The 26,447-nt window shown below is 40.3% G+C and carries 21 protein-coding genes, 1 tRNA gene and 1 riboswitch; of the genes, 3 read left to right on the top strand and 19 right to left on the bottom strand.

Annotated features, from left to right (window positions below; all coding sequences use genetic code 11):
- The first annotated feature begins 259 nt into the window (after positions 1 to 259).
- Together AU255_RS05550 and AU255_RS05545 are read left to right on the top strand one after the other, a co-directional pair.
- Positions 260 to 808: a DUF4136 domain-containing protein gene (locus AU255_RS05550; protein WP_080521948.1), complete on the top strand. Its 549-nt coding sequence runs from the start codon at positions 260 to 262 to the stop codon at positions 806 to 808.
- A gap of 197 nt (positions 809 to 1,005) precedes the next feature.
- The gene (locus tag AU255_RS05545) at positions 1,006 to 2,037 is read left to right on the top strand and encodes an AI-2E family transporter (RefSeq protein ID WP_198942538.1); all 1,032 of its coding nucleotides are present in this window, start codon (positions 1,006 to 1,008) and stop codon (positions 2,035 to 2,037) included.
- A gap of 181 nt (positions 2,038 to 2,218) precedes the next feature.
- On the opposite strand, the gene AU255_RS05540 is transcribed toward AU255_RS05545, so the two are convergent.
- From AU255_RS05540 to AU255_RS05530, 3 genes are all read right to left on the bottom strand, one after another.
- Positions 2,219 to 2,479, bottom strand: coding sequence for a hypothetical protein (locus tag AU255_RS05540; protein WP_080521946.1), 261 nt, complete (start codon positions 2,477 to 2,479; stop codon positions 2,219 to 2,221).
- A gap of 486 nt (positions 2,480 to 2,965) precedes the next feature.
- The gene (locus AU255_RS05535; protein ID WP_080521945.1) at positions 2,966 to 3,841 is read right to left on the bottom strand and encodes a ribose-phosphate diphosphokinase; all 876 of its coding nucleotides are present in this window, start codon (positions 3,839 to 3,841) and stop codon (positions 2,966 to 2,968) included.
- A 12-nt stretch (positions 3,842 to 3,853) separates the two neighbouring features.
- On the bottom strand, positions 3,854 to 5,389 hold the full coding sequence (locus AU255_RS05530) for a thymidine phosphorylase family protein (protein WP_080521944.1): 1,536 nt from the start codon (positions 5,387 to 5,389) through the stop codon (positions 3,854 to 3,856).
- Positions 5,390 to 5,491: 102 nt separating this feature from the next.
- Between AU255_RS05530 and AU255_RS05525 the strand changes: the two genes are divergently transcribed.
- On the top strand, positions 5,492 to 6,775 hold the full coding sequence (locus AU255_RS05525; protein WP_080521943.1) for a TlpA family protein disulfide reductase: 1,284 nt from the start codon (positions 5,492 to 5,494) through the stop codon (positions 6,773 to 6,775).
- Between the two features lie 328 nt (positions 6,776 to 7,103).
- On the opposite strand, the gene AU255_RS21195 is transcribed toward AU255_RS05525, so the two are convergent.
- From AU255_RS21195 to thiC, 16 genes are all read right to left on the bottom strand, one after another.
- Positions 7,104 to 7,532, bottom strand: a complete 429-nt coding sequence (locus tag AU255_RS21195; protein ID WP_080521942.1) for a pilin — start codon at positions 7,530 to 7,532, stop codon at positions 7,104 to 7,106.
- A gap of 328 nt (positions 7,533 to 7,860) precedes the next feature.
- Positions 7,861 to 9,789 (bottom strand): O-antigen ligase family protein, encoded by a 1,929-nt coding sequence (locus tag AU255_RS05515; RefSeq protein WP_080521941.1) that lies wholly within the window; start codon positions 9,787 to 9,789, stop codon positions 7,861 to 7,863.
- A gap of 864 nt (positions 9,790 to 10,653) precedes the next feature.
- A tRNA-Pro gene (locus AU255_RS05510) sits at positions 10,654 to 10,730 on the bottom strand.
- A 95-nt stretch (positions 10,731 to 10,825) separates the two neighbouring features.
- Positions 10,826 to 11,179, bottom strand: coding sequence for a MerR family transcriptional regulator (locus AU255_RS05505; protein WP_080521940.1), 354 nt, complete (start codon positions 11,177 to 11,179; stop codon positions 10,826 to 10,828).
- Positions 11,163 to 11,459 carry an integration host factor subunit alpha gene (ihfA, locus tag AU255_RS05500; RefSeq protein WP_080521939.1) on the bottom strand — a complete coding sequence of 99 codons (297 nt, stop codon included), beginning with the start codon at positions 11,457 to 11,459 and terminating at the stop codon, positions 11,163 to 11,165. The genes AU255_RS05505 and ihfA overlap by 17 nt, the downstream gene beginning before the upstream one ends.
- A gap of 5 nt (positions 11,460 to 11,464) precedes the next feature.
- Complete coding sequence (pheT, locus tag AU255_RS05495) at positions 11,465 to 13,837, bottom strand: phenylalanine--tRNA ligase subunit beta (protein ID WP_080521938.1); 2,373 nt, start codon at positions 13,835 to 13,837, stop codon at positions 11,465 to 11,467.
- Positions 13,838 to 13,852: 15 nt separating this feature from the next.
- A complete protein-coding gene (gene pheS / locus AU255_RS05490; protein WP_080521937.1) occupies positions 13,853 to 14,872 on the bottom strand; it encodes a phenylalanine--tRNA ligase subunit alpha in 1,020 nt (339 codons plus the stop codon).
- A 226-nt stretch (positions 14,873 to 15,098) separates the two neighbouring features.
- On the bottom strand, positions 15,099 to 15,461 hold the full coding sequence (gene rplT, locus AU255_RS05485) for a 50S ribosomal protein L20 (protein ID WP_080521936.1): 363 nt from the start codon (positions 15,459 to 15,461) through the stop codon (positions 15,099 to 15,101).
- A gap of 16 nt (positions 15,462 to 15,477) precedes the next feature.
- A complete protein-coding gene (gene rpmI / locus AU255_RS05480) occupies positions 15,478 to 15,675 on the bottom strand; it encodes a 50S ribosomal protein L35 (protein WP_080521935.1) in 198 nt (65 codons plus the stop codon).
- 294 nt (positions 15,676 to 15,969) lie between these two features.
- Complete coding sequence (infC, locus tag AU255_RS05475; RefSeq protein ID WP_080521934.1) at positions 15,970 to 16,494, bottom strand: translation initiation factor IF-3; 525 nt, start codon at positions 16,492 to 16,494, stop codon at positions 15,970 to 15,972.
- A gap of 23 nt (positions 16,495 to 16,517) precedes the next feature.
- On the bottom strand, positions 16,518 to 18,425 hold the full coding sequence (gene thrS, locus AU255_RS05470; RefSeq protein ID WP_080521933.1) for a threonine--tRNA ligase: 1,908 nt from the start codon (positions 18,423 to 18,425) through the stop codon (positions 16,518 to 16,520).
- 411 nt (positions 18,426 to 18,836) lie between these two features.
- Complete coding sequence (locus AU255_RS05465; protein ID WP_080521932.1) at positions 18,837 to 19,325, bottom strand: transcriptional repressor; 489 nt, start codon at positions 19,323 to 19,325, stop codon at positions 18,837 to 18,839.
- Between the two features lies 1 nt (position 19,326).
- A complete protein-coding gene (locus AU255_RS05460; RefSeq protein ID WP_080521931.1) occupies positions 19,327 to 21,297 on the bottom strand; it encodes a TonB-dependent receptor in 1,971 nt (656 codons plus the stop codon).
- Positions 21,298 to 21,457: 160 nt separating this feature from the next.
- The gene (locus tag AU255_RS05455; RefSeq protein WP_080523288.1) at positions 21,458 to 22,639 is read right to left on the bottom strand and encodes a BaiN/RdsA family NAD(P)/FAD-dependent oxidoreductase; all 1,182 of its coding nucleotides are present in this window, start codon (positions 22,637 to 22,639) and stop codon (positions 21,458 to 21,460) included.
- 282 nt (positions 22,640 to 22,921) lie between these two features.
- The gene (locus AU255_RS05450) at positions 22,922 to 24,142 is read right to left on the bottom strand and encodes a hypothetical protein (RefSeq protein ID WP_080521930.1); all 1,221 of its coding nucleotides are present in this window, start codon (positions 24,140 to 24,142) and stop codon (positions 22,922 to 22,924) included.
- A gap of 223 nt (positions 24,143 to 24,365) precedes the next feature.
- Complete coding sequence (thiC, locus tag AU255_RS05445; protein WP_080521929.1) at positions 24,366 to 26,234, bottom strand: phosphomethylpyrimidine synthase ThiC; 1,869 nt, start codon at positions 26,232 to 26,234, stop codon at positions 24,366 to 24,368.
- Between the two features lie 35 nt (positions 26,235 to 26,269).
- Positions 26,270 to 26,367, bottom strand: a riboswitch (TPP riboswitch).
- Between the last annotated feature and the right edge of the window lie 80 nt (positions 26,368 to 26,447).

Below are 26,447 nucleotides of genomic sequence, written 5' to 3'. Positions count from 1 at the left end.
AGCCCATGACAAGTAGAATGTTTTATTTGAGTTCTTAATACTCAACTCCGGCTATTCGCTTAAGGCAACTCAAGTTATGCAATCTTTGTGTTTCCTTAAACTTAAAAACTCTCAGTTTTAATGCAAAATACGGCTTATAAGGTATAAAAGTCTATAATTCATTCTAGTTAATTATTGTTTGCTTTGGTGATATTGCAATGGAATCAGCATACTTTTTAAGGTAAAGTGATGTTTCGTTAATTTATATAATTAAAAACTCATGAAAAAACTTTACTCGCCTTTAATATTATTAATTCTATCTATACTATTATCTTCTTGTGCCTCTACAACTAAAGATATAGAAATTGAAACAGCATCTGATCCTAAAGTGAATTTAAAGGCTTATACAACATATGCCTGGTTAGGCTCTGCAGAAGTATTAAACGACCCCGAAGGAAAATGGCAACCACCAAAATTTGATGTTTCCAGCGATATTAAATTTCTGATAGACAGTGAATTACGCGCAAAAGGTCTAACAGAAGTAGCCGATCAGGATGCAGAAGTCGCAATAAGTTTCTTTACTGGCGTAGACATGGAAGCCCAACAGTTAAAAGCTGACCCGGCAAAAGATGTTGAAATCCCTGAAAATGTTCCTAAAGCAGCGTTAATCGTTGTAGCACTAGATGTAAATACTGGTTATGTAATCTGGATGGGGCTGGCTACTGGTGATGTCAAAGAGGGCGCCACAGTTAAACAATCCAAGGCTCGTATAGCTTATGCGATTAATAAAATGTTTAATCCCCGCTTTTATGATTCCTGGTTTAAATAATACGTAGTCAAGTAGGGTGCTGAATCAGTACCCTACACATTAAGTTACAAGTATGATAGTCAGGATACCCTCTAGTGCCTCACTACTTTATTCAGCACATCTTATGCGTCTCGTTTCAGGTGTTATTAAATCCCTCAGTTTAGACTCAAATTGCACACTAAAAGTTGAATATGCCTACTAAACGTACTCCTATCCTTATGTCCTTAGCCGCAATTTGTATTATTATTGCCGGCATGAAGGCGGCAGCACCGATTTTAAATCCCTTATTCCTATCGATTTTTATTGCTGTTATTTGCCTGCCATCACTGGCATGGCTAGATAAAAAAGGTCTCTCATCTACTTTGGCTATATTACTGGTAATATTAGCTTTATTTATAATAATTGGTACCTTGGGTATCTATATCATTAGTTCAGTCAATGAATTTTCCCAGCAATTACCCTATTACCAGAATAATTTAAAACTACAAACAGACACGTTGACTCAGTGGCTGAATAGCCATGGTATAGAGCACGCGGTTAATATTGACTCATTTAAAGAGTTTAATGCCAGTAAAGTCATGAAATTTATTGGTGGACTGATTACCGGTTTAGGGGCTGTTTTTGCAGATATATTCCTGATCCAGCTGACAGTTATCTTTATATTATTTGAAAGTTATTCATTACCGCAAAAGATTCAGGTTGCTTTTGATGACTCTAACTTTATCAATCATTCCCGAGAAATAGTTGCCAGAATAAACCAATACCTTGCTATAAAAGCAATCACGAGTCTGGTAACCGGTTTGCTAATTACTATCTGGTTATCAATATTAGGTATTGATTTCCCTATACTCTGGGGTGTAATTGCCTTTATGTTTAATTTTGTACCTACCATTGGTTCAATTATTGCTGCCATTCCGACCGTGTTACTCAGCCTGGTACAATTGGGTGTCGATAGCTCATTATTAGTAGCCTTAGGCTATTTTCTGGTCAATATGCTGGTAGGTAATATATGGGAACCGCGGATTATGGGGCGAGGTCTAGGCTTGTCAACGCTCGTGGTTTTTTTATCGTTAACCTTCTGGGGCTGGGTTTTTGGTAGTGTCGGCATGTTATTATCAGTACCGTTTACCATGATTGCTAAAATTGTTTTAGAAAAGAACACGGATACCCGCTGGATTTCGATATTATTAGGCTCAGAGAATGATTTGCCAGAAATAGATAGCGAAGTGCCTACTCAGGCCGGATTGTAGCCCGCCAGGAATGCTTGTTTTAAAAAATTCTACAGGTCGGGTTTAATTTTTTATGCGGTGCATTAAAAAATTAAACCCGGTTTGTAAACGATATATTGCTGTGGAGCGGCATATTTGAGTCTTGAATTAAGCGCCTTCAACAGAAGCTGCTGATAACCTTGCTGCGCCAGATGCCATAGTCTTATTTATTAATATTTTCAACTGCATCATCAATGCTTTCGCCCGCCTTTTCTGCAGGACCTTTGTCTAATATGGCATCTTTGGTCTCTTCATAAGATTTCCTAACGCTTTCAGCTGCTTTATCCGTAGATTCTTGAACGCTTGCAGCAGCTTTATCCATGCTTTTACCCGCTTTTTCCATTGGACCCTCTTCTTTTTCGCAAGCAGAAATGCCAATGATAAGAATCCCCGTAAAAAATAACGCAATCGATTTTTTAAACATTTTATTTTTCCTTTATAAGATCTTGAGTGGGTATGAGAAAACTAAATTACATCGTAGATATCATCATCTGGTTTGATAATAAGCTCTAAATTTTGAGAATGCAACTTATGTTGAAGGATGGTGCCAATAAGTTGAGAAATATCCCGGATTTTAGCTTATTGATAATTTGCTTTCGCCTCTTTTGATGTGTTTGCTGCAACCTAGAAACCGCAGTTGAGCACAGATATTGCGGGAAATCTGAGTATAAAAGACAAGGCACAGCTCGCAGGCAATGGCCGTAGCCCTTGGCAAGAGCTGAAACGCAGTATTTCGTGCTCGGATTTATGCACAAAACCGTGAAGCTGAGTAGAGTCACCCAACAGGTGACAAGCATTTACGATCATTATATTTTATACTCAGTCACTTATAGTGTTTTATTGCGGTCAACTGCGGTTTTTAGGTGCAACTATTCCCCTGAGTAATTTCGGAATAATTCGAAGTCAGCATCTATAATATTTCTTTTATCGCCTGTGCCAGTAATTTATCCAGATGAATACAGGCACTGGTGTGGCTAATACTGTCAGTACTCCAGATTTGTTGTACACCAGCCTGCATAATATGAGCTTCGGCATCCTGACAAAATAAAGGGTGGGTAATGACTGCATAAACGCGTTGTGCGCCGGCTGCTAATAATAAGCCCGTGGCTTTTGCCAATGTTCGACCGGTACTGGCCATATCATCAATAATGACGACGGGTTTATTGTGGAAATCAAATTCAGCCAGGCACATGCTAACTTGTGTATCGCCCTGGCGTACTTTTTCCGCTATAGAATACTCAAAACCTGTTTTTTTGGCAATCGCGACAACCCATTGTACAGATTCACTATCTGGCCCTAGCAATACCGCATGCTTAAAATGTTGCAGGAGAAAAAGACCAATTTCATCCGTTGCCGAGAGGCTAATCGCATTATCAATCGGGATTGCCTGATTTAATCTGGATATACGGTGCAAGTGAGGATCTACAGTAATTACGTCATCGAACAGTTCCGCCAGCATTTGTCCAATAATACGCTGGCTGACAGCTTCACCAGGTTGGTTAGCAATATCCTGGCGCATATAACATAAATACGGTGCGACAAGTGTGATTCTTTGCACGCCTTGCTGCCGCGCGGTTTTTGCACACAATAGCAATTCGATCAATTTATCATTAGGCTGATTCAGGCTGCGACAAATAATGATATGTTTGGGCAAGTCTACGGGTAATCGCAAAAGACTTTCGCCGTCAGGAAATTGGTGCAAATCCACTTTCTGCAATGGCGCACCAAGTGCTAATGCTAATCTTTTCGCCTGAGGCAGATAATCTGGAAAAGCCAGTATCAACATAGTCTCTTTCTCCTAAAAGGCAATTAATGGTTGTAGAATTTGTTCCTTTTCACCAATACTATAACCGCTGTTCTGTTGTGCCAGTTTTGTGGCAAACTTGAAATCCGCAGGAAATTCTGCATAAATTTGAAACAATGCTTCACCTTTTGTTACTTTATCGCCCAGTTTTTTAAATAAATCTACACCTGCTTTTTTATCCATCGGAGCGCCAGCAATACGGGCAATTTTAGCTGTTTGAAAGTTGTCAATATGGGTTACGACGCCATCCCGGTCAGCACATACAGGATAACTCAGTTTCCCGGGCTGTAAGTCTATTTCATTGGCACCCTGTGCCTTGATAATGTTTTTCATTTTTGCACACGCCCGTCCTGATTCCAGGATATCTCTGGCAATGGCATAGCCCTGCCCGCCACGCACATCAGGATCAAACTCAATAATTCTACCGGCTAGCTGGAGAGATTTCTGGCGTAAATCAGCAGGTGCCTCAGGATCATTATTGAGTACCTGCATTACATCCCGTACTTCAAGAACCGGCCCTATACCCAGGCCTATTGGTTGCCGGCCATCTGTAATCATGACTTCCAGGTGTATATTAAGCCGGTCGCCAACAAACTCAAATAGTTTACGTAAGGCCAGGGCCTGACGCATATGTCTCACTTTTGCTGTGGGACCTACCGGTATATCAATAATCAAATGCGTAGAACCAGCTGCCAGTTTTTTTGACAAAATCGAGGCGACCATCTGGCCTTGCGAATCAATGCCCAAGGGCCTTTCCACTGCAATCAATATATCATCAACGGGAGCCAGTTTAGCTGTCCCGCCCCAAACCAGGCAACCCCGCTCCTGACGCACAATATCAGACATCTGATCAGGCGTGAGATTGACTTTACTGAGTATCTCCATGGTATCAGCCGTGCCGGATGGGGAGGTAATCGCGCGACTGGAGGTTTTTGGAATTAACATGCCATGCGCGGCAACAATAGGCACAACTAACATCGAAGTCCGGTTGCCGGGAATCCCGCCGATACAATGCTTATCAGCTACCAGGGGTTCGTGCCAATCCATCCGCTCACCTGAATTCAACATAGAACGCGTCAAATATAACAGTTCGTCACGATCAAGATTATTTTGACCGGTCGCAACCAGAAAGGCAGCCATTTCCATTTTTGAATAACGGGTTTCGACGATATCATGGCTAATATCATCAAAATCTGCCTGATCAAGACGTTCGCCGTTAATCTTGCGTCGCACGGCATCCATAGACTTGGGGGCTTCAGCATGATCAACAGTGGCCAGTGTTCCTTCGCTGGCATTCAAATAATTAAATGCCTGCAGGGAAAGACCGAGTTCGCCAGGCTGAACAATAGCATCATCATCAACCACATTGAGTACTGCAAGTAGTCGAGTACCATTAATGCTGATTTGAATTTTAGATAAAGCCTGAAAACCTTCGGCACGATATATACTGCATTCGCGGTTTAGATACGCAACATTTTCATGATAGGTGTCTATCCCTATGCGACGTATTTTTAAAGTATCGATACTCATAATTTTTTTGGGTTTTTATTATTAATGATGCTTAAAAGATGTTATCTTGTCAAATCTAACAAGTCTAAGCATATTAGCCCAATCAGCTTTTATTACAATAGAATGCCCCGCATACTCAATATTCCCCAATATAAACACGTCCTATCAAGCAAATTTATCATTTTTGTAGGCCTGTTATTTTTATTAAGTAGCCTGCTGACTGCGACAACTTTAAAAGCAGAAACTATTAAAGAATCATCTACTGGCAAGCAAGTGACCCTGCATTATTTCTGGTCGCGCTATTGTCCGCATTGTAAAGAAGCCAAGCCCCTGATTAACGCTCTGCCCAAAATATACCCCTGGTTAACGGTATATAGCTATGATTTAGTTGATAATCGCGAAAATCAGAAACGTTATTTACTGATGGCAGAACAATTACAACAGCCCGCTAATTCAGTCCCTGCATTTATTTTTTGTGATCAAATGCTGGTCGGTTATGACCGCGCTGAAACCACAGGTCAGGAACTCAAAGAAAAATTATTGGCCTGTCATCAGCAAAAAAACACCCCAGGAATACAAGAAAATTTCAATATTCCCGGCCTGGGCAGCATTCATTACCAGGACTTTTCTCTACCTGTATTTACCTTTATTATTGCCGCACTGGATGCTTTTAATCCCTGTGCTTTTTTTATTCTGTTATTTCTGCTCAGCTTAATGGTACATCACCGCACTCGCAGTAGAATGCTGCTTATTGGCGGAATTTTTGTCTTCTGTTCCGGAGTGATGTACTTCCTGTTTATGAGCGCCTGGCTTAACCTGTTTCTGATCACTGAAGAACTGATTATGATTACCGCAGCCGCTGGACTTATTGCAATCAGTTTTGGATTGATCAATATCAAGGATTATTTCTTTTTTAAACAGGGCGTTTCCCTGTCATTATCAGATTCCAGCAGATCCAGGCTGTTTACCCGCATACGCGCCCTCACCCAGAGCGGAAGTTTGACGACCATGATCTCTGCCACCGTTATCCTGGCAATTGCCGCCAACAGTTATGAGCTACTCTGCACTGCTGGCCTGCCGATGGTTTATACGCGTGTGCTAACCCTGAATGAACTCAGCACAACACAATATTACCTGTATCTGCTCCTGTATAACATCGTCTACATTATTCCTTTATTAGTGATTGTCCTGTTGTTTACCCTGACGATGGGGCAAAAAAAACTGTCCGAACAGAATGGGCGCTTATTAAAATTGCTCTCGGGTAGCATGATGTTAGGTCTGGGGATGATATTACTGTTAAAACCGGAATGGCTTAGTAATATGCTGGTTTCAGTAGGTGTGATTTCAGCAGCTGTTTTACTAACAGCGCTGGCAGCGTTAATACAGAAGTTAAAAACCGTTTTCTAAAAAAAGCTTTATTTCAGTTTCAATGCGCATCTTTTCCCGTTTTCATACTCTGTGTTGAGGAAGCCTATCCCTCTTGACGAGCTACGTTACGAAACGTTCCGCGTTTCCCCTGCTGAATTCCCAGGCAAAGCGTCAGAACTAGTGATACTGTTTCGTTTAGGTTGCATAAACAGAAAATAATTGACTATGTTTTTGCTTTGAACAACAAACAAAAAAACCACCCAGACCAATTACAGTCTGGATGGTTTTTGCATATGTTCTAAATCAAGCTGATTGAACGCCTTTTTTCTAAAGCGTCTACCCAGCCGTACATCCTTTAGATATATTACTAGCTGCCAACCGTACACTGTTTAGGTATATTACTAGATGTTATAGTTGAAGTAGAACTACTTATTTCGCAAGCCCAGTCAATTTTACCTGTTGTTGCAGTAGAAGGCGTTAATTTTGCTGTAACACCCCCTACAGAAGTTGATAGTACACCACCAGTACCACAATCTGGAATATCAGAATTACCAGTATCTTTGCATCCTAAAGTACCAGGTGCGCCATCATTGCCTACTCCCAAAGAAAAAGCTTCAGCCACTTTAATTTTCTGACCTCCGAGGTTTCCTACCGCGGCACCCGCATTAGCTTTTACGATGTAATCCTGATAAGCAGGTAAAGCAATCGATGCTAAAATACCAATAATCGCGACCACGATCATTAGTTCGATCAAGGTAAAACCTTGTTGTGCTTTCTGATATTTTATATTTTGCATAATATTTTCAACCTTATAAAATGTTAAGAATAGAGAGTTTAAAACTATAACTAGAATAAAGAATAGTCTATACCACAATAATTACAAGTTAGTAATCCCCCTGTTAATTGATTTGTAATAGTAAAGTCTGAACTCCAGAATAATAATTATGTCATAAGTTTCCACAAGCTGTCTCAATTTTAAGCGGACTTACATAGCAAAATTAGAAATCTGTTCGCAGAGCATTTAAAACGAGGAATCCAATAGCTTTAATTATTGCCGCCATTAAAAAAGCCACAGCTTTTATGCTCCTGTCTGTTAGACGTTTATGCCCCTTAACATTCCAGCTCTAATTTGATTTAAAAAAGACATATTGCCCACTTTTTTTATCTTTCATTAACTGTTCCATCTGTGGGATTAGCTGTTCAATTATTAAGCTATCCTCAGGTTTACCATATTTATTATTCAACTCCAGTTGAAATAATAAATAATCTAACGCCTTTTGATAGGTGCCTTTATTAATACGTCCCCACCCTTCCCACATCATAGCAAGGGCTTGTTGATGTTGCCCATTTACGTCTAGTAATTGGGCATAATGATAACGAACATCTATTAAGTAGGGGTTAATTGTTAATAATTTTACATATTGTGCGCGGATCTCTGAATACTCAGCGTGCATACTTAACAAAATATCTATTTTAGTTATATAATTTTGCGCATCCAAAGGTGTTTTTTCGATTGCACGATTAACTGCATTTAAAGCGTATGCGGCTACTTGCTGGCGTTGCCCTGAATTTTCAGCATTAACAGGCATATTTTTTAGCTGTATGGCCGTATAGCGGGCGCTTAAAGCTTCATACCTGTCTGATGCAGTAAAGAACAAACTTGCTTTCAGATAATGATCTATTTTTTCCGGATAAGTGTTTGCTTTTTGTCCTTTAACTTGATGATAAGCAGAAAATCCGGAAATAATAACTACTAAAATGAGTCCAAAACAGAGAGTACGATACAGCCACAAGAAATTTTTATTAGCTTTCAAAGCACTATTATTAACCCAAATCCCTTGCTCTACCTGTAAACATTTACTTGCCTGTCCCAGATAATAGCCAAAAATTATTTGCATAGATAAATGGTACAAATGGAAAGTAAAAAAAGTATGAATCAGCATACCTATACAGGGTATTAACAGTGCCAATGCTTCGGTTTTATACGCGGAAAATATTCCTTCTTGTTTTTGTAGTACATAATATAATTTTTGAACTATAAAAAAGACAAAAGCCAGAAATAACAATAAACCAACTGGCCCTAATTCAAGTAGAAATTGTAAATAATCATTATGTGCATAATGCCCCAGCTCATTGGTTAACGGTGCTTTATATTGTTTAAACAATACTGAATAAGTCCCCAGACCCCAACCTAAAAAAGGCCTATCCAGATACATTTGCCAGGCAGGAAGCCATAATAAATGTCGACCGGCATCCGTAGCTGTATAGGTTTGCACCTCGGCAATTGTGCTAATACGCTGCACCAGGGTCTGATCAACAAAAAAGCTACTCACCATATAGCCTAGAATAATAGCTAATAGAAAAAACAAACTTTGCTTATAAGGTAAGTGCTGTCGCCTAATGATAATGAATAAACAAAAAGCGCACGTTGCTAAAATCAGCAAAGCACCTCGACTCTGAGTCAAGCCCATCGCAAAGGCAATAAACAAAGCAATAATGCATATAGAATAAGTTTTAACTAAATTAATTTTAGTGTTTACCGCATAACGAACTACCCAAGGCAATACAATCATCGCGAGAAACGCTGCATGAGTATTCCAGTTTAACAATAGCCCCATGGGACGTGGTATTTCTAATATGAAGTACTGATAATAAGTATAAGCAACCAGCCCTGAGCCTAAAATCAATAATAATTTCTGCACATTAAGTGATTTTTTACTGTCATCTGTAAAACCTATAAAGTAACTTAATAAGCCTATTAAAAAAGTGACTATCGTTATGATGCTATTTACCTTGACGACTGACCAATACATAGTAGAAATAAAGGCCCAGAGGATAAAAACGGAATATGTAAGAAAGGCCTTATCTTTAGCTAAGGAAAAATATAACTCAGGTTTGCGCAGACGCCATAGGCCTATTCCTAATAGCAAACCAAACGAGATCCAATAGAAAAATAGATTTATCTCGTTTTGACCAAGCATCACAATAATAAGTGCAGTTATGATGATTAGCGGCTCAACAAATGCCCCATACAGATCAATTATTTTTTTCATATTTTTTCCTTTTCCCTTTCAGGCATGAGCAGGGAAAACTTATTTGATATAAATCTGGATTACAATCAATATTGGGTAACAAAGGCTTTTGTTTACACGTTAAGTGGCACAATACCTTAAAATAGATGATTTAATGACTAATTCAGGACTAGAGTTTGATGAGGATAGCTACTCTGATAATGCCAGCAGTTTAGCAATAAGCTAAGGAGGATATTTTTATCGAAACACGAGTAAAGTGTTTGTAAATGCGGTGGACGTTGGGGCTCGAATCTACGCTTGACAGGAGTCGAACCAGTGTTCTTCGGCTTAGAAGTCCGATAACAATAGTTACTTTTTATCATATTAAACAACTAGTTAAATTTTAATTATTCTCATTCGCCACATTGTGTCACATGAGGAACTTGAAATGGCTACTTATAAAAAGCGATATGGTAAATGGAATGTACTGGCTAGAAAGTCTAACTGACTAACCGTGATTAAAACATTGACCTTAAAAGTTGCTGCTGTAAAGTGAGCGACTACTGAAGTCCAGTTAGAAACAGAATCATACATTAATTATACATTACCAACTAATACCCAACTATCGAAACTTCTACAACGATACAATTGTCAATGAACAAGATAATTGAGCCAGTTTCGGCCATTAACATCTGCTCTTAGTAATCAATTAATGAGTATATGCGCCATAAAACATAAAATTATTATGCTAAATATGCAACAGCTGCTACTTCGGCGATGACTACCATTTACTTTAAAGTGTGTTTAACGCCCCAACCAAAAACTGCTTTTAATCAGATTTTTTTGCAACAGCGGATTTCAGGCATAAAAAAAGGCTTACAAATTCATGTAAACCCTTGATTCAATTGGTCGGGACGACTGGATTCGAACCAGCGACCCCCACACCCCCAGTATGGTGCGCTACCAAGCTGCGCTACGCCCCGACATATTGAACTTTTAACTATTAAGAATGACCAACGAGCGTTAGTCATATAGATAAGCCGACCAAGTATAAAGCAACTGCCCAGCTTATCAATATTTATTTTAGAATTTCTAAAATATCTTCTAGTTCGCCAATCATTTGATGGATAACTTGCTTGGTACGTCCTGAGTCATCTTTAGCATCGTCACTCTGCAAGTGAGCTCTAGCTCCGCCTATTGTATAACCTTGTTCATATAACAAAGCTCTGATCTGGCGAATTAACATGACATCATTTCGTTGATAATAACGCCTGTTGCCACGCCTTTTTACAGGCTCTAATTGCTCAAACTCTTGTTCCCAATATCTCAATACATGCGGCTTAACGCCACATAGATCACTCACCTCACCGATTGCAAAATAGCGTTTTGCAGGGATGGGAGGTAATTCGTTATTATTACTTGGCTCCAGCATAAGCTTCTACTCGCGTTTTTAACTTCTGACCTGTTCTAAAAGTGACGACCCTACGTGCAGATATAGGAATCTCTTCACCTGTCTTGGGGTTTCTTCCTGGACGACTGTTTTTATCTCTTAATTCAAACTTACCAAAACCCGAGATTTTTACCTGCTCTCCTTGCTCTAGTGAAGTTTTAATTTCTTCAAAAAAAAGCTCAACCATTTCTTTCGCTTCGCGCTTATTTAAACCAATTTCATTAAACAATTTTTCAGCGAAATCTGCTTTAGTTACTGCCATTTATTCTAATCTCTCAATTTTGCACTTAATTTGTTAGATAAAGCGTCTAACACCCTGTTAACTATAGCATCAATTTCAGAATCTGTAAGAGTTTGTGTTGCATCTTGCATAATTAATGCTAACGCTATACTTTTATACCCTTGCTCAACGCCCTGTCCACGGTATATATCAAAAACCATAACCTGTTGAATTAATTTTTCCTGACAGTCATCAATGCACTTTTTAACTGCCTGAAAAGACACTTGTTCTTCCAGCAATAAGGCTAAATCACGACGCACTGACGGAAATTTAGACAGGCTGTTAAAAGCAGGAACATTTCTTTCTAGCAATACGCTTTGAGATAACTCAAACAGAAAAACATTACTATCAAAACCCAGCTGTTTTTCCAATGTCGGATGTAGCATACCTACCCAGCCCAGTGACTGGCCTTCCATAGTCAGGATTTCTGCACTTTGACCTGGATGTAATGCGCTATGTTTGCGGACAACAAATTGCACTTCACGCCCAGTTAAGGCGCAGATAGCTTCAACATCTGCTTTTATATCGTAAAAATCGACTTTTCGCGCTTTTTCTCCCCACTGTTCAGGGTTAACCGAACCTACTGCAATTCCAGCCAGCATTTTTTCTTGCTGCTCAACACTTGTACCTAAAAACCGCTGACCTGCTTCAAATAATCGTACTCGTCCCTGTTGACGCTTAGTATTATAAGTCGCTGCTTGTAACAGACCACACCAAAGTGTAGTACGCATCACCGCAAGATCTGCTGAAATTGGGTTTTGTAATTTTATATATTTATCGTCAGGTACAATCGCTTTTTGCAGTTCTTCAGCAACAAAACTATAAGTAATGGCTTCCTGGTAATCACGCGTAACCAGGACATCTTTAATTTGATCTATGTCTAAGACCGCTTCAGGTGCCTGACTTAATGCAGAGCGCATTAACAAGCTACTTTGCGGTAAGTTGTTATAGCCATATACACGACCTAATTCTTCAATTAAATCGGCTTCTATTGCGATATCAAAGCGAAAGCCTGGAGGGGTCACCTGCCATCCTTCACTATCTTTAACACAAATCATGCCTAAGCGTTGCAGGATGCCTTCTACTTCGGCTTCAGCCAAAGCGACGCCTAAGATGCGCTTGATTCTTTGCGCTCGCAAAGTAACAGCAGGACGCTGTGGTAAATGCTCTTGTGCAACGACCTCAGTTATTGCACCAACACTCCCTCCCGCTATTTCAACAATAAGCTGGGTTGCGCGTTCGATTGCTCTGGTTTGTAATTGTGCATCAACACCCCGCTCAAAACGGTGTGAAGAATCTGTATGCAGGCCATAATGGCGCGCTTTGCCCATCATAAAGCTGGGGCTAAAAAATGCACACTCCAGGAAAATATCTTTTGTGCTGTCTGACACAGCAGATTCACTACCGCCCATTACTCCCGCCAAGGCCAGAGCTTTATCAGCATCGGCAATGAACAATGTATCGTCATTTGCACTTATTTGCTGCTCATTTAATAAGCCTAAGATTTCGCCTGCTCGTGCTTTACGCACTTCAATTCCACCTGATAATTTCGCGGCATCAAAGGCATGTAAAGGCTGGCCCATTTCTAATAGAACATAGTTAGTCACATCGACCACTGGTCCTAGGCTTCTTAACCCTGAACGACGCAATCGCTCTTGCATCCATATCGGTGTTTCTGCACTCGAATCAACACCTTTGATTAAACGTCCTAGATAACGTGGACAAGCATCTGGTGCGCTGACTTTAATATCCAGTGTATCTTGATGCTCTACTGCAACAGGAATAACAACTGGCACTTTAAACTGTATATCATTCAGTAATGCTACTTCCCTGGCTATCCCTTCAATACTTAAACAATCAGCTCTATTAGGTGTTAAATCAACTTCAATTAATTGGTCATTTAGGGCCAGATATTCACGAATATCTGTACCCACAGGTGCATCGACGGCTAATTCCATCAAGCCATCTGCATCAGCCGCCAGGCCCAGTTCTTTTTCTGAACAAAGCATGCCAAATGACAGCTCGCCACGTAATTTTGATTTTTTTATTTTAAAATCACCAGGCAATACTGCACCTATCAATGCAGCAGGTATTTTTAAGCCTTCACGTACATTGCTTGCTCCACAGACTATTTGTAAAGACTCATTTTCACCCACTTCTACCTGACAAATTCTTAATTTATCGGCATCAGGATGAGCCATTACCGATACTACCTGCCCAACCACAACGCCACTAAATTCTGCAGCGGCAGGATTGACTGAATCAACTTCCAGTCCTGCCATGGTAATTTGCTCGACGAGTGCCTGAGTATCCAGCGCAGGATTTACTAATTCTCTTAACCAAGCTTCACTAAATTGCATTATTAAATCCTTCTCTTAATTAAATTGCCCAAGAAATTTAAGATCATTTTCAAAAAACAGCCTTAAATCATTGATGCCATAACGCAACATAGCGAGTCGCTCAACTCCCATGCCAAACGCAAAACCGGTAAAATCTTCACTATCAATATTAACTGCTTTAAATACTTCAGGATGAATCATTCCGCAACCCATGACTTCTAACCAGCCTGTATGACTACACACACGACACCCTTCACCATCACACATCACACACTCGATATCGACTTCTGCGGAAGGCTCGGTAAACGGAAAATATGAAGGTCTAAAACGTACCTGTATATCTTTTTCAAAGAAGGCTCTTAAAAATTCATAAACCACGCCTTTCAAATCAGCAAAACTGACATTCTCATCTACTAGAAAACCCTCTACTTGATGAAACATAGGGGTATGCGTTATATCAGAATCACAGCGATACACACGACCGGGTGCAATCACCTTTAATGGTGGTTGATACTGTTCCATTGCACGCACCTGGACTGGTGAGGTATGCGTTCTTAATAAGGTATGTGCATCAAAATAAAAGGTATCATGCATCGCCCTTGCAGGGTGATGTGAAGGAATATTTAAGGCTTCAAAGTTATGATAGTCATCTTCAATTTCCGGCCCTTCTTCTACCTTAAAGCCGACACTGGAAAATATTTTTGCAATACGTCTTAATGTCAGCGTTACTGGATGCAGACCAGCAACTGATTGACCCCTTCCCGGTAAGGTAACATCAATAGTTTCGCTAGCTAAACGCGCATCAAGTTCGGCTTGTTGCAAAGCAATTTTGCATTCTTCAAGAGCATTTTGAAAATCAGCTTTAACTGTATTGATAGCTTGACCCGCTATACGTCTTTGATCTGGGTCTAGTTTACCGAGTTCCTTCATCTGCAAGGTGAAAGCACCTTTTTTTCCCAGATATTGCACACGGATTTGATCTAATGCCTGTAAATCATTAGCTGCTGCAAGCTCTTGTAAAGCTTGTGCTAGAATTTCTTCGAGGGTCGCTGACACGGCTCTTTCGCTTTTATTGAGGTGATAGAAAGAAAGGTAAAAATATGCATGAAATAATTAAAGCGTGTTGCCTGACAATCTTTTACTTAGCAATGACTTATAAGCAGGTACGAATAAAATTCGACCCCATAACTTCCTTTATTTCGTGCACATTCCGTAGCAAAAAAAAGGGCTTTTCAGCCCTTTTTTAAAACCTTCCCTAAAAGGAATAACAATAAGTTATTCTTTAAAGTGGACTTTGATTTGCTTTTGCAATTTTTGCAATTTCAGCAAAAGCTTCCATATCGCGTACTGCGATATCTGCTAATACTTTACGATCAATTGCTACATTTGCTCTTGTTAAGCCATTTATTAACCGGCTATAAGAAATGTCGCATAGACGCGCTGCTGCATTGATACGTACAATCCATAAAGCACGAAAAGTACGTTTTTTGTTTTTACGATCGCGGTAAGCATATTGCCCCGCTTTAATGACCGCTTGCTTAGCAACACGATAAACACGGCTACGCGCTCCGTAATATCCTTTCGCTTGCTTTAAAATCTTTTTATGTCTTGCTCTAGCTGTTACACCACGTTTTACTCTGGCCATTCTCTTTTCCTAAAAATTAGCTATAAGGTAGCAAACGTGCAGTCATGCGCACATCTGATTGATGAAGAGTAGCCGCTTTACGCAACTGTCTTTTTCTTTTAGTCGATTTTTTAGTCAAAATATGGCGACGGTGTGACGCTCCACATTTAAAACCGCCATTTGCTGTACGCGTAAAGCGTTTTGCAGCACCACGATGGGTTTTAATCTTTGGCATTTATTTTCTCCAATATAATATAAAAATAACACATCCCTGATATAAAAACCCAGCAAGGCAAAATGCAATGGCCCGACTGAATTGATAACACTACTATTCCTACAGTAGTAACAATTAAAACTTATCTTCCATCCTTTATTCCTAAAAAATAAAAGTGAAATTGTGGATTGGGTTAGCTTATCTAGCGAAGCGCTGATAACGTGACCCAACATTTACGCATCATACAAAACTCTGTTGGATTACGTTTTTATTGCTTCGCAAAAAAATCTAACCCACCCTAGATTGATTTAAAATTTATTTTTTCTTTTTTGGCCCAAGAACCATAACCATCTGGCGACCTTCCATTTTAGGAAATTGCTCAACTGTTGCCAGCTCTTCCAGATCTTTTTCAATGCGTTTCAGCAAGTTCATACCAATTTCTCTATGCGCCATTTCTCTTCCACGAAAGCGCACGGTTATTTTGGTTTTATTACCTTCATCAAGAAATTTGATTAAGCTACGCATCTTGACATTGTAATCACCAATGTCTGTTCCCGGCCTAAACTTAATCTCTTTAACCTGAATCTGCTTTTGCTTTTTCTTGGCTACTTGCAACTTTTTATTCTGATCGAATAAAAATTTACCGTAATCCATTATTTTACAAACTGGAGGATCAGCGTTTGGTGACACTTCCACCAAGTCCATATTTGCCTCAGCAGCTAAGTGCTTTGCTTCACTCAGTGACATAACGCCACCTTGTTCATCAGACAAACCTGTTACTCTTACACGCCTTGCAATAATTGCATCATTTAAACGTGTTGCATCTTTTTTAGCAGCGATACCCTGTTCCTCCGGTTACTAAATTACTTTCTATGTTGAATTTCTTGTTTCAATTGCTGCACAAAAGCATCAATTGTAAAACTACCCAAATCATCACCTTTCTGTGAACGTACTGTCACAGTCTGCTCTTCTAATTCTTTATCACCGATAATTATAAGATAAGGGATCCTTTGCATAGAGTGCTCGCGAATTTTAAAGCCTATCTTCTCATTTCTCAAGTCAATTTTTGCTCTAAAGCCTTGTTTTTCTAATTCAGCATAGACTTGCTCTGCATATGCTTCATGACGACTGGCAATATTCAATACCACGACCTGTTCTGGCGCAAGCCATGCCGGCATGGTTCCCGCGTGCTGTTCAATCAAAATACCAATAAATCGCTCTAAGGAACCCAGTATTGCTCGATGCAACATCACAGGAACTTGCTTAGAGCCATCTTCAGCGATAAAACTGGCATCTAAACGCCCCGGCATAGAAAAATCCACCTGAATCGTACCGCACTGCCAGACACGCTCTAAACAATCTTTTAAAGAGAATTCAATTTTAGGACCATAAAAAGCACCTTCCCCTGGCTGCAATTCCCAATCCAGTCCTTTATTATCTAATGCTAATTCTAAAGCTTTCTCAGCCTTATCCCATACTTCGTCAGAACCGACCCGTTTCTCTGGACGCGTTGATAATTTAATCAACACATCTTCAAAACCAAAATCCTTATAAACGTCAAATAGCAAATCAATAAAGCTAGAGACTTCATCTTGAATCTGACTTTCCGCACAAAAAATATGTGCATCATCCTGAACAAAGTTACGCACACGCATTAAGCCGTGCAAAGTACCCGAGGGCTCATTTCGATGACAAGAACCAAACTCAGCCATTCGTAAGGGTAAATCTTTATAACTCTTTAAGCCTTGATTATAAATCTGCACATGACATGGGCAGTTCATTGGCTTAATCGCATAATCTCGATGCTCAGAGTGAGTGGTAAAAATCATATCACCGAACTTATCCCAGTGACCTGACCTCTCCCACAAACTGCGATCCACAAGCTGAGGTGTTTTTACTTCACCATAACCATGCATGCGCAATTTCTCGCGTATATATTGTTCAATCTGTTGATAAATTGCCCAGCCTTTTTCATGCCAGAATACCATCCCGGGCGCTTCTTCCTGGGTATGAAAAAAGTCTAATGTTTTAGCCAATTTACGATGATCACGTTTTTCCGCTTCTTCTAAGCGATACAAGTACGCGTTCAACTCTTTTTTATCATTCCATGCTGTCCCGTATATACGTTGCAACATTTCATTATCTGAATTACCGCGCCAATAGGCACCGGCAATTTTCATTAATTTAAACGCTTTTAACTTACTGGTGCTGGGTACATGTGGCCCGCGACACAGATCGGTAAAATCACCCTGTGTATACAAGGATAAATCTTCATTACTAGGAATCGACTCAATAATCTCTGCTTTATAGCTCTCTCCTAAGTCACGAAAAAACTTAACGGCCTGATCACGAGAAACTACAGAACGCTTAATTTCCAAATTACTGGCAACCAGACGCTGCATTTCTTTTTCTATCTTCTTAATATCCTCTGGCGTAAAAGGACGCTCATAAGAAAAGTCATAATAAAAGCCATTATCAATAACCGGACCAATCGTTACTTGCGCCTCTGGAAATAGCCTTTTGACTGCCTGTGCAAGTAAATGTGCAGTTGAGTGACGAATAACCTCAAGGCCTTCTTTATCTTTAGCCGTTATGATTTGCAGTTCAATATCGTTTTCAATAACTGTACTAGCATCAACTATCTCCCCATTAACCTTCCCTGCCAGGGTTGCCTTTGCCAATCCAGAGCCGATAGACTGCGCAACTTCCATCACAGTCACGGCATTATCAAACTCACGTTTAGAAGCATCGGGCAAGGTAATTACAGGCATACAATCTTTTCTCGGGAGGATATAAAATAAAAAGCATTGCCTAAGCAATGCTTATCTCCTTCTGCTTCCTATTGCAGAAAGAACGTCAATCGATGAATTATACTCGCTATTTTATATGTTTGTATACATATACTTAAGTGTTTTTTTACTTATGCTTCGCGCTGGGACCGTCATTCAATTATATCTAGTAATATTTATATCTGGGGCAAAACGTTGCTGAACCTAGCAGGCATCACAACAATCAGCCCTATGGCGTTGCATATCAATAGGACTGCTACAGTTATTTATCTGTTCACAAACAAGCATCATACACAACCCCCTTTTACCTTTAAGGAAGGCGTATTACACAACACCAAACAACCTGATGTACTGATTTTTCCAGTTCATAAAAACTGTCTCGCTAGAAATCATCTATACCTTGCTACAACTTGCACATAAGCCGTGCAACTCCAGAGTTAAATATTGAGGCCGAAATTGCACGGCCTCACTCAATGCGAATATGCTGTCATAGACCGATGTTGCATCGATTTCATAAGCATTCTTGCATTGATCACAAATTAGAATTGCTGACTTATGCTGTGTCTCAGCTTGCAAGCAACCAATAAACGCATTGAGCGATTCTATTTTATGCACCAAACCTACTGCCATTAAAAAATCAAGCGCGCGATAAATTGTGACTGGCTTTGCCTTAGGGTCTTGCACACGAAACAAATCCAGTAGCTCATAGGCGCCTATGGCTTTATGATTGGCACAAATTAATTCCAGAACACGTCTTCTAATAGCTGTCAGGCGTACATCTTTTTTCAGGCAGATTTGCTCAGCGGTTTGCAAGGCGTGGTCGACACAACCTCGATGGTTATGTTGACCTTGTATTGCTTTACCATCCATACTTTTGATCATACTAAAAACTCACTCTTAACCCTAGTTCAGCACCACGACCCGGCTCCGGTGCATACTCTTTAAGAAACGAAGTTGAATTACGAATCGTTTCATTGAGTAAATTATTGCCTTTTAAAAACACTAATAAATCATATTTATCTGCCAGCTGAACCTGATATGAGACATTGGCACCTAATAATATATATCCGGGTGTAGGCGTTTCATTCTCTCCGACATAGGTTTGCGCTTCAGCTCGTGTAAACCTTACCCCTGCAGAAAAGGCATCATAGCCAAAATAGTCCAGCTGAAACCCATAACGCAATGGCGGCATACGCGGCACATTACCACCAGCAACCAATTCACCGCGTACAAAATCACTAAATAAAGTCAGATCAAACTGATTATCTTCGCCCTCCCATAAAGGCAAAGCCAGTTCTGCTTCATAGCCATAGAAGCGCGCATCATTCTGCGTTGCCTGATAAACCGGCAAGCAACTTTCAGCAGAAGTACAAGAAGAGACAAAAGAGTCACTGTCCAGATTAAACCAGTCCCCAGTATTCTGTTGCAGAATATAGTTATTGCTCCAATTATGAAAAACATTCAGCTCTGTGCTAAACCAATCAAAGTCTGTTTTAAAACTCAGCTCAAGATTATACGAGGTTTCCAGTTGCAAATCTTCATCCCCCAGTTCATAGTTTTGCGCAGCAAAATGCACACCATCAGCGAATAATTCTACAACATCAGGCGCTCGTTGTGCATGAGTAAAAGCCAGACTGACAAATAGGTTGTCGGTTACAGTCCATAAGGCAGAAAGTGAGGCACTTACCGGGGTGTGCTGTTTACGCGCATAACCTTCTGCATCAATTTGCTGATATTCAACACGCAGACCAAATTCATAAGCCAGCTTTCCTGCATGAATATCTTCGACCATAAACACAGCATAATTTTGCGTTTCCGAAGGAGGTACAAAAGCCTCTGCACCTGTGGCAACCAGGTTGTTACTCAACGCCTGAAAACCCAGAGCGCCATGGTCAATAAAACCTAATTCATTATGTACTAACTCGGCACGCCCCTCAAAACCCTGATTGTCAAATTGCGTCCCAACTGTTATGCCATCTTCTAATTCTGCATGCTGATAATCGTTATACGCAAAACGCAGTTTTAAGACCTCTATCCAGGAAAACGGCTCATAAAATTCCGCTTTCGCATCATAGCGGGTTTGCTTTAAATCAATACGCACTAGCTCGTCGACGGGCGGAACACCATAATTATTATCCAGATAATTAACCGAAAAACCCAGCATCCCCCAGTCATCTATCCACGATGTGCCAACAGTACCGCTCCAGCTTTCAGCATCCGTATTCGGCACATAACCCAGACCATTAGATTCGGTCGGCACATGATAATCATCACTGGTACGATAAAAACCATCGACATGCCAGGCAAGATTTTCCAGGCCGCCATCATGCTTTAAAACACTACTCCATTGATCAGAGACAGAATTATATCGCTGTTCAAATGCAAGCTCGGCCGATTCAGGCACATACATAGGGATTCTGTTATCAATTACATTAACAATGCCGCCTATAGCGCCACTGCCATACAGTAAACTTGCCGGACCGCGCAGCACCTCAATACGTTCAGCCAGTAGAGCTTCGGTAGTATTTGCATGATCCGGGCTAACACCCGATGCATCAAGACTACTTAAGCCATTTTGTAAAACCTGTACCCGGAGCCCCGTCTGTCCACGAATTACAGGCTGACCGACACTAGAACCAAAAGACATACTATGAATACCTAATTCACCTTTTAATGTTTCACCAATTGTTGTCGCTTGTTTCCGTGCCAAATCACCTCCTGCCAGGATATTAACGGGGTGAACAGTTTCCGCTGCTTTTTTATGTAAAGGCGCAGAAACGATGACCGGCTCTAATTCCTGTAACCCTTCAGCCAACACAGGACATGCAAGACTTAAGGTGCATAAAAAAAACACAGATTACGGAGCATATTAAAATATCATTAGCAGTTAAAATGATATGTTATATTATTACGTTTTAAATGTCTATATCTACAGCTGAATAAATCTACTGTACAAAATATGATTACTGGCTTCCCGGTCTATATATTGCTTGCAGTCAATTTCTACTCTGTAACTACACTGTCTGCCCTGCACACCAACCGGACGCCCAGGCCCATTGAAAATTATAGCCGCCTAGCCATCCGCTAATATCCAGCGCCTCTCCGACAAAATAAAGCCCCGCTACTTGATTGGCTTGCAGCGTTTTAGATGATACTGCATGACAATCCACACCACCTAAAGTTACTTCTGCAGTGCGATAGCCTTCGGTACCATTAGGTTTAATTTTCCAGTTATTAAATTGTTCAGCGATGGTCTCGATTTGTTTATGCGATAAGTCCGATAGACATATCTCCAGGAGTTCTTCTTGCAGAAAAATTGACACCAGGCGTTTAGCTAAAAATTGAGTTAAATAATTTTTAACTTTCAGCTTGATTTTTTCTTTTTTAGCTTGCAATAATTGCTGCTGCAAATCGAGCCCAGGTAAAAGATTTATAGCCAGCTCTTCGCCCTCTCGCCAATAAGACGACATTTGCAAAGCGACAGGACCACTTAAGCCGCGATGAGTAAAAAGCAGATTTTCAGTAAAGCTTTGTCGCTCATTACTTATGACAGCAGGTAATGCCAACCCCGAAAGTGCGGCATATTTTGCTTTATCTTCTACATGCAGGGTAAACGGTACCAGACCTGCTCTTGTCGGCTGTACTTTAATGCCAAATTGCTCTGCGACCTTATAGGCAAATGGCGTCGCTCCCATTTTAGGAATAGATAGCCCGCCGGTCGCTATGACTAAAGACTGGCATAAAATCTCTTGGCTGCGGGTTTTGACTTTAAATCCTGACTCACTACGCTTATGAATTGCTTGTATATCAGCATTTAACTGAATATCTACATCAACCTTATCACATTCGCTCAATAGCAAATTTAAGATATCGCGAGCTGTTTCATTACAAAATAGCTGGCCATGCTCACGCTCATGATAAGGAATATTATATTGATGAATCAGCTCTAAAAAATCCCATTGAGTATAACGACTTAAAGCTGATTTACAAAAATGCGCATTTTCTGAAAGATAATGCTCGGCTTCGACCGTGTAATTAGTAAAATTACAACGCCCACCACCGGACATCAAAATTTTTTTTCCTGGCTTATTCGCAGCCTCTAACACAAAAACACGACGCTTACGCTTACCGGCTTCTATCGCACACATTAATCCTGATGCGCCTGCACCGACAATAACTACATCCACTTCAAGCATATAGATCTCACATAATAAACAAAACAACATAAACTCGTACTGCACAGCTTCAGTCCGTAAATATATCAACAGGCAGTCTAAAGCCAGACTTTACAAATATATTGACAGTTTGGCATTTAAATTGAAACCGTTTAATTCTTGAAATGTTAAAATGTGAGTTTTTTACCTTCCCTGTATTAGATAAGATCAAAGATAAATAAGATAAAAGTACTTTTAATCAAGAGAGATAAATTTACTCAGAATATCCCCTGATAATGATCGGAAACAAATAGCTAAATAGATCTATTCAACAATTACATTATTTAATTTAAGCTCATTCCCTTTACCGTTCCCATCTAAAGTAAGCTTCTTGACTTTAAGAGTTCCCGCACCCTCTGAAGGCATCTCTTCATCTTCGACAATCCATTGCTCCGTTTTTACACCATATTTTTCATTATTTGTCGCGGATACCTTTTTCAATTCTGCTTCTATAATACCTTCACCTAGCTCGGTAAACTGGATACCATCATCAGCACTGCCGCGCACTGCAACTTTGAACAACTTCGCTTCAATATTTCCCGCATCCTGTTCATCAACTTTAATGCCTTCATCTGTATTATTCATCGCCTTAACACTGCGTAGTTTTAACTTTACACTCCCCTCTCCAGCTTCATCAAAATCCAGGCCTTGTTCTCGATTATTGTTCACCTGAACTTCAAATAAGGCAACCTCGATATCACCACTATCGGCTTCATCAATATCAAAACCATCATCAAAATGATTTTCATTATAGAAACCATTGCCATTTAGCGTGACATGCTTCATCGTAGCGTCCACATTGCCTTCGCCTGCTTCATCCAGCTCTATGCCATCACCACCATTGCCATCAATATGCGTATCACTAATCATGATATGAATATCACCATGCGCACGTTCATCTACTCGAACTCCATCAAAATCAATTGCGCCTGTTCCATTACCAACAAAGCTGGATTGCGAAATACTTAGTTCAATACCTATTGCAGAACCCGTAATACCTGCATCGAACTCATCCTCATTATCATCAATATGCAAGCCATAAAGCGCTGAACCCAATATTTTCACTTTATGCAATATCACTTGAATATCATCACCCTGTGCGTCTCCAGGAACATTTACCACGATACCTCGTGTTGCACTATGCACGACTGTCAGCTTTTTAATCGTAATATCGCCAGCTGTATTAAACATCAGCGTACCATCAGTAGTAACGGCTGTTACCGGGTTAAAACTCCCGGCTCCTGAGCCATCAAGTGTTGCGCCATTACCTTCTAATGACAGATTCTGGGTACCGTTATAAATAACCGGAGCAGTTAAAGTAACCTGAACATTCTTTTCAAACTCAATTTTGCTGATGCTGCTATCCGCACTCGCCATGGCAAATGCATAAATAAGTGATGCCTCGTCTGAGATCCTGTCAGTCGCCTGTGCATTACTAGCAGCCAAAACAGCCAAAAACAATACTCTAATTATTGTATGTTTCATATAAGGATTCGATTTGTAAAATTAAACCCTGAATTTAACAACAAAATATGACAAAACGATGACACAAACAGTATTTAGTGTGTGATGATTCACAAATCGACACAAAAAATATTCAATTGTCTTTTACAATCATGGTTATTTTTTCATAAAAAAAGCCCTTTTACTTAAGCAAAAGGGCTTTTTCATTTACTCTCTAATAGCGAACTGAAGACCGCCTTAAATATTAAATTTTATGATAAACCTCTGCACCTTCATCAAGGAACTGCTGAGATTTTTCTTCCATACCTTTTTGTAAGGCTTCTTCATCTTTTATGCCTTTTTCTTTAGCATACTCACGCACATCTTGCGAAATTTTCATCGAACAAAAATGCGGGCCACACATAGAACAAAAATGGGCAATTTTAGCGGAATCCTTGGGCAACGTTTCATCATGAAATGAGCGGGCTTTTTCGGGGTCTAAAGCAATATTGAATTGATCTTCCCAGCGGAATTCAAAACGTGCTTTCGACATGGCATTATCACGCGCTTGCGCACCTGGGTGACCTTTGGCTAAATCCGCAGCATGCGCAGCGATTTTATAAGTCACAATACCTTCACGTACATCCTCTTTATTGGGTAAGCCTAAATGTTCTTTTTGGGTTACATAACAAAGCATCGCACAACCGTACCAGCCGATATTTGCCGCACCAATTGCTGAAGTAATATGATCATAACCCGGTGCAATATCCGTCGTTAATGGCCCTAAAGTATAAAAAGGCGCTTCATGACAATCTTCAAGCTGCTTGGTCATGTTTAATTCAATCATATGTAATGGCACATGACCGGGTCCTTCAATCATTACCTGTACATCATGTTCCCAGGCAATTTTAGTTAATTCGCCTAAAGTCTCTAGTTCCGCAAATTGCGCTTCATCATTTGCATCGTAAATAGAACCTGGACGTAAGCCGTCACCTAATGAAAATGAAACATCATAGGCTTTCATGATTTCACAAATATCTTCGAAATGCGTATATAAAAAGCTTTCTGTATGATGCGCTAAACACCATTTCGCCATGATCGAACCACCGCGCGAGACAATACCTGTCATGCGTTTTGCCGTCATCGGCACATGATGCAAACGCACACCGGCATGGATGGTGAAATAATCCACACCTTGCTCTGCTTGTTCAATCAAGGTGTCACGGAAAATTTCCCAGGTTAAGTCTTCAGCTTTGCCGTTTACTTTTTCTAAAGCTTGATAAATAGGCACGGTTCCGATCGGCACTGGCGAGTTACGCAAAATCCATTCACGCGTTTCATGTATATTTTTACCTGTGGATAAATCCATAATAGTATCGCCACCCCAACGGATGCCCCACATCATTTTTTCGACTTCTTCTTCGATTGATGAAGTGACTGCAGAGTTACCTAAGTTACCGTTGATTTTTACCAGGAAGTTTCGTCCTATAATCATCGGCTCTACTTCGGGGTGATTGATATTCAATGGAATTATCGCACGACCTCGGGCGACTTCATCACGCACAAATTCAGGTGTAATTTCATCTGGAATAGACGCGCCAAAAGACTGGCCTTTATGCTGACCTTTATATAAATCACGCATTTCTGACATATTTTGATTCTCGCGAATCGCAATATATTCCATTTCCGGCGTGATAATACCCTGACGCGCGTAATGCATTTGCGAGACGTTTTTGCCTGCTTTTGCTTTACGTGGTTTGCGTATATGCTCAAAACGCATTTCTGCTGTAGCAGGGTCATTTAGACGTTCTTTACCAAAATCAGACGTAGGGCCGTCTAATTCTACAGTATCATCGCGCTCTGCAATCCAGGCATCACGAATGCCTGCCAACCCTTTTTGCAGATCAACCGCGACATCAGGATCGGTATAAACACCAGAAGTATCATAAACAAACAAGGGGGTATTTTTTTCGGCACCAAAATGTACTGGCGTATCAGATAAGGTGATTTTACGCATAGGCACGCGTATATCAGGACGGCTACCCTGGATATAAACTTTCTCTGACGCGGGGTAAGAGTCGATTTTTACACCACCCTCGTTGGTCGCGGTAATATCTTTAGGGACTGCGCTCATGGTTTTATCTCCAATTTCAAAAAATGAAGGCGCAGACAAGAGCTTGTGGGCTTTCCTACGCCAGTATTAGCTGGTCTCAGGTTCAAAGGGTTTTATCTCAGCTTCATAACATGAAGCACCCCTAGCCTTTTCATTAAACAGTACAACATAATAGATATTAGCAACTATTGCAAATTTAATCCTTCAGCTGAAGGATAATTAAAAATCTCCTGA

The sequence above is a fragment of the Methyloprofundus sedimenti genome, from assembly GCF_002072955.1.
Lineage (GTDB): Bacteria > Pseudomonadota > Gammaproteobacteria > Methylococcales > Methylomonadaceae > Methyloprofundus > Methyloprofundus sedimenti.
Note: the sequence above shows the minus strand (reverse complement) of the source record. Positions and strands in the feature narration are given on the sequence as shown.

Coding starts and splice junctions, on each gene's coding strand:
- AU255_RS05550 (WP_080521948.1), top strand. CDS start 260: ATGAAAAAACTTTACTCGCCTTTAATATTATTAATTCTATCTATACTA.
- AU255_RS05545 (WP_198942538.1), top strand. CDS start 1,006: ATGTCCTTAGCCGCAATTTGTATTATTATTGCCGGCATGAAGGCGGCA.
- AU255_RS05540 (WP_080521946.1), bottom strand. CDS start 2,479: ATGTTTAAAAAATCGATTGCGTTATTTTTTACGGGGATTCTTATCATT.
- AU255_RS05535 (WP_080521945.1), bottom strand. CDS start 3,841: ATGTTGATACTGGCTTTTCCAGATTATCTGCCTCAGGCGAAAAGATTA.
- AU255_RS05530 (WP_080521944.1), bottom strand. CDS start 5,389: ATGAGTATCGATACTTTAAAAATACGTCGCATAGGGATAGACACCTAT.
- AU255_RS05525 (WP_080521943.1), top strand. CDS start 5,492: ATGCCCCGCATACTCAATATTCCCCAATATAAACACGTCCTATCAAGC.
- AU255_RS21195 (WP_080521942.1), bottom strand. CDS start 7,532: ATGCAAAATATAAAATATCAGAAAGCACAACAAGGTTTTACCTTGATC.
- AU255_RS05515 (WP_080521941.1), bottom strand. CDS start 9,789: ATGAAAAAAATAATTGATCTGTATGGGGCATTTGTTGAGCCGCTAATC.
- AU255_RS05505 (WP_080521940.1), bottom strand. CDS start 11,179: ATGCTGGAGCCAAGTAATAATAACGAATTACCTCCCATCCCTGCAAAA.
- ihfA (WP_080521939.1), bottom strand. CDS start 11,459: ATGGCAGTAACTAAAGCAGATTTCGCTGAAAAATTGTTTAATGAAATT.
- pheT (WP_080521938.1), bottom strand. CDS start 13,837: ATGCAATTTAGTGAAGCTTGGTTAAGAGAATTAGTAAATCCTGCGCTG.
- rplT (WP_080521936.1), bottom strand. CDS start 15,461: ATGGCCAGAGTAAAACGTGGTGTAACAGCTAGAGCAAGACATAAAAAG.
- rpmI (WP_080521935.1), bottom strand. CDS start 15,675: ATGCCAAAGATTAAAACCCATCGTGGTGCTGCAAAACGCTTTACGCGT.
- thrS (WP_080521933.1), bottom strand. CDS start 18,425: ATGCCTGTAATTACCTTGCCCGATGCTTCTAAACGTGAGTTTGATAAT.
- AU255_RS05465 (WP_080521932.1), bottom strand. CDS start 19,325: ATGATCAAAAGTATGGATGGTAAAGCAATACAAGGTCAACATAACCAT.
- AU255_RS05455 (WP_080523288.1), bottom strand. CDS start 22,639: ATGCTTGAAGTGGATGTAGTTATTGTCGGTGCAGGCGCATCAGGATTA.
- AU255_RS05450 (WP_080521930.1), bottom strand. CDS start 24,142: ATGAAACATACAATAATTAGAGTATTGTTTTTGGCTGTTTTGGCTGCT.
- thiC (WP_080521929.1), bottom strand. CDS start 26,234: ATGAGCGCAGTCCCTAAAGATATTACCGCGACCAACGAGGGTGGTGTA.